The organism is Flavobacterium sp. (genome assembly GCF_040382755.1).
GTDB lineage: Bacteria > Bacteroidota > Bacteroidia > Flavobacteriales > Flavobacteriaceae > Flavobacterium.
On sequence record NZ_JBEIET010000111.1, the window covers coordinates 1 to 6,732 of the forward strand.

Here is a 6,732-nt window from a genome sequence, read left to right on the forward strand (position 1 = left end):
ATAAGAAAAAAGTAGTTGTTTTAGGATCAGGTCCAAATCGAATTGGACAAGGAATTGAGTTTGATTATTCTTGTGTGCACGGTGTTTTGGCGGCTAAAGAATGTGGTTACGAAACGATAATGATTAACTGTAATCCAGAAACGGTTTCCACAGATTTTGATACGGCTGATAAATTGTATTTCGAACCTGTTTTTTGGGAACATATTTACGATATTATTCAGCACGAAAAACCAGAAGGTGTGATTGTGCAATTAGGTGGGCAAACAGCTTTAAAATTAGCTGAAAAATTATCGAAATACGGAATTAAAATTTTAGGAACTTCGTTTGATGCGTTAGACTTAGCCGAAGATAGAGGAAGGTTCTCTGATTTATTAACAGAATTAAAAATACCATTTCCACAATTTGGAATAGCTGAAAGTGCTGAAGAAGCTTCGCAATTAGCAGACACATTAGATTTTCCTTTATTAGTTCGTCCTTCCTATGTATTAGGAGGTCAAGGAATGAAAATTGTTATCAACAAACAAGAATTGGAAGAACACGTTATTGATTTATTAAAATCGATACCAGGAAATAAACTTTTATTAGACCATTATTTAGATGGGGCTATTGAAGCTGAAGCAGATGCTATTTGTGATGCCGATGGAAACGTTTATATAATTGGAATTATGGAGCATATTGAGCCTTGTGGTGTACATTCTGGCGATAGTAATGCTACTTTACCTCCTTTTAACTTGGGTGAGTTTGTTATGCAACAAATAAAAGATCATACAAATAAAATTGCAGTAGCGTTAAAAACCGTTGGATTGATCAATATTCAATTTGCGATAAAAGATGATATTGTTTACATTATTGAAGCAAATCCAAGAGCTTCTCGTACTGTACCTTTTATTGCAAAAGCCTATGGAGAACCTTATGTAAATTACGCTACAAAAGTAATGTTAGGAGAAAATAAAGTAACTGATTTCGCTTTTAATCCGCAATTAAAAGGATATGCGATTAAGCAACCGGTTTTCTCTTTTAGTAAATTTCCAAATGTAAACAAAGCCCTGGGGCCAGAAATGAAATCTACGGGTGAAAGTATTTTATTTATTGATGATTTAAAAGATGATCAATTTTATGATTTATACGCAAGAAGAAAAATGTATCTAACGAAATAAATAAAAAAATCCCAATTGAAAAATTGGGATTTTTACTTTTTATTTTGCTGCTTTTTACTTTCTAACTGGAATATTTTCTAAAATTTCCAATACAAATTTCCAATATTTTTGAGCAGATGCAATATTTGCTCTTTCATCTGGACTGTGAGCGCCTTTGATTGTTGGTCCGAAAGAAATCATATCCATTTCTGGGTAATTGGTTCCTAAAATCCCACATTCTAAACCTGCGTGACAAGCTACAACGTGCGGTTTAGTTCCGTTTTGTTTCTCGTATATTGAAGTTAAAACATCTAATATTTCTGAATTTGCATTTGGTGTCCAACCTGGATATGAACCACCAAAAGTGACTTCACAACCCATTAATTCGAATGCAGATCGTAAAGCGTTTGCTAAATCAAATTTTGAGGTTTCTACCGAAGAACGCGTTAGACATTGTACGGTTAATTTACCATTAGCAACTGTGATTTTTGCGATATTATTTGAAGTTTCTACCAAATTATCAAAATCGGCACTCATTCTATATACACCATTATGCGCTGCATAAATCGATCTAACCATATAAAACTGTGCCATTGGTGGCATAACTTTAGCAGGTGTTGTTGCTGATTTTTCAATTACAATTTCTAAATTGGGTTCTGTAGTTTTAAACTCAGCTTTTATTTCATTGATAATTTCTTGCATATCAAATGTAAATGCTTCATCGTAAATAGGAGCAATGGCTACTTCTGCTATACTTTCTCTTGGAATGGCATTACGTAAACTTCCACCATTGATAGTTGAAATTTGTAAGCCAAAATCTTCAAAACCATTAAATAATAAACGGTTCATAATTTTGTTTGCATTACCTAAACCTTTGTCGATATCCATACCTGAATGCCCACCATTTAAACCTTTTACAGTTATGGTATAACCTACAGCATCTGCAGGAGTGTCTTCTTCATCGTATTCTGCAACTGCAGTTACGTCAACACCACCAGCACAACCTATATCAATTTCATCATCTTCTTCAGTGTCTAAATTTAAAAGGATTTCACCTTCTAATAAGCCACCTTTTAATCCCATTGCACCAGTCATACCAGTTTCTTCATCTATCGTAAATAAAGCTTCAATGGCAGGATGTGGAATTGTGGTGCTTTCTAAGATTGCCATAATTGTAGCAACACCTAATCCGTTATCGGCACCTAAAGTAGTTCCTTTGGCACGAACCCAATCACCATCTACATACATTTCAATACCTTGTGTGTCGAAATCAAAATCGGTATCATTGTTTTTTTGATGCACCATATCTAAATGCGATTGCATTACAATGGTTTTACGATTTTCCATTCCGGCAGTTGCAGGTTTCTTTATAATTACATTTCCAACTTCGTCTTTAATGGTGTTTAAACCTAATTTCTGACCAAATTCCATCATAAATGCAATTACACGTTCTTCTTTTTTAGACGGACGTGGTACGGCATTTAAATCAGCAAATTTGTTCCAAAGTACTTTTGGTTCTAAATTTCTTACTTCTTGACTCATTTATGAATTGTCTTTTTATATTATTTAATAAGATTTTTTTGAAATACAAAGTTACAAAGTTTAATTTCTTAATAAATGAAATTGTAGTTATATTTACAATTTAAATTCAATTTGTGAAGAAGTTATACTTTTTTATTATTCAAGTTATTCTGATTAATGTGCTTTCACTTTTTCCAGAAGTAGTAGAGCGCTTTTACAGTAATGGCTTGTATTTGTATCTTTCTAAGATTAGTCGATTACTTTTAGGTTGGATTCCTTTTTCTGTAGGTGATATTTTCTATATTATTTTGATACTATTTGTTCTAAGATGGTTGTATAAAAATAGAATTGGTTTTTTGAAAAATTGGAAATCTAACGGTTTAACTATTTTGAATTTTATTTCGATATTGTATTTCTTTTTTCATTTTTTGTGGGGATTGAATTATTATAGAATTCCATTGCATAAAAAAATAGGAATTGAAAAAGAGTATACTAAAGAACAATTGCAAAATTTGACTTTAAAATTAATCGCCGAAACAAATCATTTGCAACTTCAAATAGAAAAATTACATTATAAGAAAGTGGTTTATAATTATTCAGAACAAAAAATGTATGAAATGGCTTTAAACGGATATGCTAATTTACCAAAATCGTTATCGCATATTCAATATCAAAATAAAAGTATCAAATCCTCTATTTTTAGTTTACCATTAAGTTATATGGGATTTGGTGGATATTTAAATCCATTTACAAACGAAGCGCAGGTAAATAATTTAAAGCCGAAATATACTTCACCATTAACAATTTGTCACGAAATGGCACATCAAACCGGAATTGCCTCTGAAAGTGATTGCAATTTTGTTGGATTTATAGCTGCTTCGCAAAATAAGGATGTTTATTTTAAATATTCCGCTTATGCTTTTGCTTTGAATTATTGTTTGTATAATTTAGAAGTAATGGAAGAAGGTAGTAGTAAAACGTACAAAGTATTTATTAATAAAGGTGTTTTGGAAAATTTTAACGAAAACAAAACCTTTTGGAAACAGTATCATTCTTGGATTGATACTGTTTTTGAATACATTTACGACACATTTTTAAAAATGAATCAACAAAAAGACGGAATGGAAAGTTATAGCAAATTTGTTGGATTATTAATTAATTACGACTTAAAACATCAGTTAATTCATGCAAATTAACCCATCAATTAACGGTTGGATTGAAAAGTTTATTCAACAACATGCACTTGATATCGTTACATACGATACCAATGAATCGTTCTTTAAGGCTTGTCAAAAAAGCGGTTTAATTTATGGTTATGTTGTGAATTATCATTTAAAAAATGATATAGAAGACACAAAATGGGACGCTGAAGAGAAAATGAAAGTTGGTTTTTTAGCTACATTGCTTGCTTTGTTTCAGTCTCAAAAGTTGAATTCGAATGCTTCTTTTTTAAATGAATTATTATCTTTTTACGATCAAATTTCAAGAGGAAAATTTAGTTTTTTAAATATGGTTTTGCCGCAATCTAATTCATATCAAAAATTAGAGAGTATTATAAATGAACGTTTGCAAACTAATGACAATATTGTTACCAAAAATTTTACACATATGGTTACCAATTCTATGTTGTATATTGATGTTTTGGCATTTGAATATTACTTGAAAAACAATTCAATTTCCGTTGATTTTTTTAAGAATATAGAACGTAAATGTTTGGCATTAATTATGTTTTCATTGAATGTTAAAAAACATAAATCGGAGTACGATATAATGCTTCTAAAAATGTTTGAAAATTCGTTGCGATATTCTAAAGTTTCTAAAATAAATGATAATGAAATTATTGATATTGTTTTTGAAGGAAATCGGTCTGAATTAGAAAGTTTATATCTATACGAAATTGCTCATATGACGTTATTAAGCGATGGAGTTGTGTTTGAAAACGAACAAGTTTTTCTTTCAGAATTCGCTTTAAAATTAGGTTTAAATAAAATAAATCAAAACACTGGTTATGAATTAGTTGAATTTATAAATAAAAATAAAAATAATCTACCTTTTTATAATTTAAATCATCCGGTAAAACAATTTTACACAAATACCCAAGATAATATTGCAAAGTTAGTAAGTAGGAATAAAGCCCGTTTACTTAAAGAGCTTTCAGAGAGCAAAGAATTAGTAAAGTTATTAGGGAAATCAACTCAAAATGAATTGAGTTTTGAGGAAAAAAAGAAAGTAAAAAAACAGTTATTAGACATCTGCAAAAGCATTCCGTCGCTCACTATTTTTTTACTTCCTGGAGGTGGATTGTTGTTACCAATTTTGATAAAATTTATTCCACAATTATTGCCTTCAGCATTTAACGAAAATTTAAACGATTAATAATTAGAAATCCATGAAAAATAAGTGTCTTTTATTTCTTCATGTGAGGCATTTATATATTTTAAATAAGCATTTGCCACTGGGCTGAATTTTTTTCCTTTTAACCAAATTAATCGCCAGCTAGAAACTATTGGTAGTTTTTTTAAAGGAATTATTTTAAGATCACCTTTGTCTAATTCATTTTTCAATCCTATTAGAGGCATTATCGAAAGTCCTAATCCTGCAATTACAGATTGTTTTACTGCCTCATTTGAAGTTAATTGTAGTTTCATATTGGGTTTAATTCCGTTTTGATCTAAATAATTTTCCATTGTAATTCTAGTTGCAGATCCAGCTTCCCTATATATAAGCGGGTAATTTGCAGCATATTCAGCTAAATCATTTTTAGGATTACTATCTACATATTTATTACCTATTAAAAATAATTTGTTTTCTAAAATAATTTTCGATTCAACTTCTATATCTTTTGGAAGTATTGAAACTAAAGCAAAATCAATCTCATTATTTTTTAACGATTTTAATGTTTTTGTTTTGTTAGTCACATCCATTTCTAATTCTACTTCTTTATTATTTTTAATAAAATCACTCAAAAAATAAGGGATTACATATTTTCCTGTTGAAACTACGGATATTTTTAATCTACCAGATAATTGTCCTTTATAAGCTTGCGTTTTATAGTTTATTGCATATACTTCATTTAGTATAGCTTCTGCTGCTTCTGCAATTTCTTTACCAAAATCTGTAATATAAATTTGTCTACCCACAATTTCTGTTAATGGAATATCAAACTGATTTTGGAAATTTTTCAATTGAATTGAAACCGCAGGTTGAGATAAAAACAATTCTTCTGCTGCTTTAGTAATACTTAATGTTTCGGTTATTTTATAAAAAACCTGAAGTTGGTGTAAGGTATAGTTCATAAAAATATATTATGTTTTACATTACAAATATAAATAAAATTTTATGAATAAAAAGTTTCAATTTTGCAGCGTAATATAATTTAATACAAAATATAATGGAAAAAGAACAAGACTTTAAATTTATTGATGGTGTTTTTACTTTCGATGACGCTGACAAACTTTTAATTGCTTTGCTTAATTATAAAATCGATTATCATAATAGAGAAGATTTCAGTAACCATATCCGATTTAATCAAGAAATGGCACATTCAAAAGTTCGTATTCAAGAATTAATAGCAACTAAAGATGAAATAAAACAAGTTATTGCCAATGCAAAAGAGAAAAATAAAAAATTGGTAATTAATAGTACGCTAACTATTCGTATAGAAGAATAATATGTTTGCAGGTCGAAATGTACTAATTGCTACAAAACATAAAAAAGAGCTTGTTATGACTCCTATTCTCGAGAAAGAACTCGCGATTAGTTGTTTTGTATCTGAACAATTTGACACGGATACTTTAGGAACATTTTCTGGTGAAATTGAACGAAAATATGATGCCTTAACCACACTAAGAAATAAATGTATCCTTGCTGCTAATGCCTCAAAATCTGATTTAGTAATTGCTAGTGAAGGTTCTTTTGGAGCGCATCCGTCTATTTTTTTTGCACATGCTAATCAAGAATTAGTAATGCTAAAAGATTTTAGAAATGATCTTGAAATTATAGCAAAAGAAATTAGTTTGGAAACCAATTTTAATGGTCAAAAAATTTCTAATGAAACAGATTTACTGACTTTTGC

At 29.6% G+C, this 6,732-nt stretch carries 7 protein-coding genes; 5 read left to right on the forward strand and 2 right to left on the reverse strand.

What is annotated here, in order from left to right; all coding sequences use genetic code 11:
• Positions 1-1,157, forward strand: a 1,157-nt coding sequence (locus ABWO04_RS09135; RefSeq protein WP_353079359.1) for a carbamoyl phosphate synthase preATP-grasp domain-containing protein, incomplete at its 5' end; no start/stop codon positions are given.
• Between the two features lie 54 nt (positions 1,158-1,211).
• Here ABWO04_RS09135 and ABWO04_RS09140 read toward each other — a convergent pair.
• Positions 1,212-2,678, reverse strand: coding sequence for an aminoacyl-histidine dipeptidase (locus ABWO04_RS09140; protein ID WP_353079361.1), 1,467 nt, complete (start codon positions 2,676-2,678; stop codon positions 1,212-1,214).
• 113 nt (positions 2,679-2,791) lie between these two features.
• On the opposite strand from ABWO04_RS09140, the gene ABWO04_RS09145 reads away from it, so the two are divergent.
• Together ABWO04_RS09145 and ABWO04_RS09150 are read left to right on the forward strand one after the other, a co-directional pair.
• The gene (locus ABWO04_RS09145; RefSeq protein WP_353079363.1) at positions 2,792-3,853 is read left to right on the forward strand and encodes a DUF3810 domain-containing protein; all 1,062 of its coding nucleotides are present in this window, start codon (positions 2,792-2,794) and stop codon (positions 3,851-3,853) included.
• The gene (locus ABWO04_RS09150; protein WP_353079365.1) at positions 3,843-5,033 is read left to right on the forward strand and encodes an LETM1-related biofilm-associated protein; all 1,191 of its coding nucleotides are present in this window, start codon (positions 3,843-3,845) and stop codon (positions 5,031-5,033) included. Before ABWO04_RS09145 ends, ABWO04_RS09150 begins: the two co-directional genes overlap by 11 nt.
• Here the strand turns inward: ABWO04_RS09150 and ABWO04_RS09155 are convergent.
• A complete protein-coding gene (locus ABWO04_RS09155; RefSeq protein WP_353079367.1) occupies positions 5,030-5,953 on the reverse strand; it encodes a LysR family transcriptional regulator in 924 nt (307 codons plus the stop codon). The two genes, ABWO04_RS09150 and ABWO04_RS09155, sit on opposite strands and share 4 nt — an antisense overlap.
• A 95-nt stretch (positions 5,954-6,048) precedes the next feature.
• On the opposite strand from ABWO04_RS09155, the gene ABWO04_RS09160 reads away from it, so the two are divergent.
• Together ABWO04_RS09160 and ABWO04_RS09165 are read left to right on the forward strand one after the other, a co-directional pair.
• Entirely contained in the window at positions 6,049-6,327 is a 279-nt protein-coding gene (locus ABWO04_RS09160) for a hypothetical protein (RefSeq protein ID WP_353079369.1), read from the forward strand.
• A gap of 1 nt (position 6,328) precedes the next feature.
• Positions 6,329-6,732, forward strand: a 404-nt coding sequence (locus ABWO04_RS09165; protein ID WP_353079371.1) for a DUF6671 family protein, incomplete at its 3' end; no start/stop codon positions are given.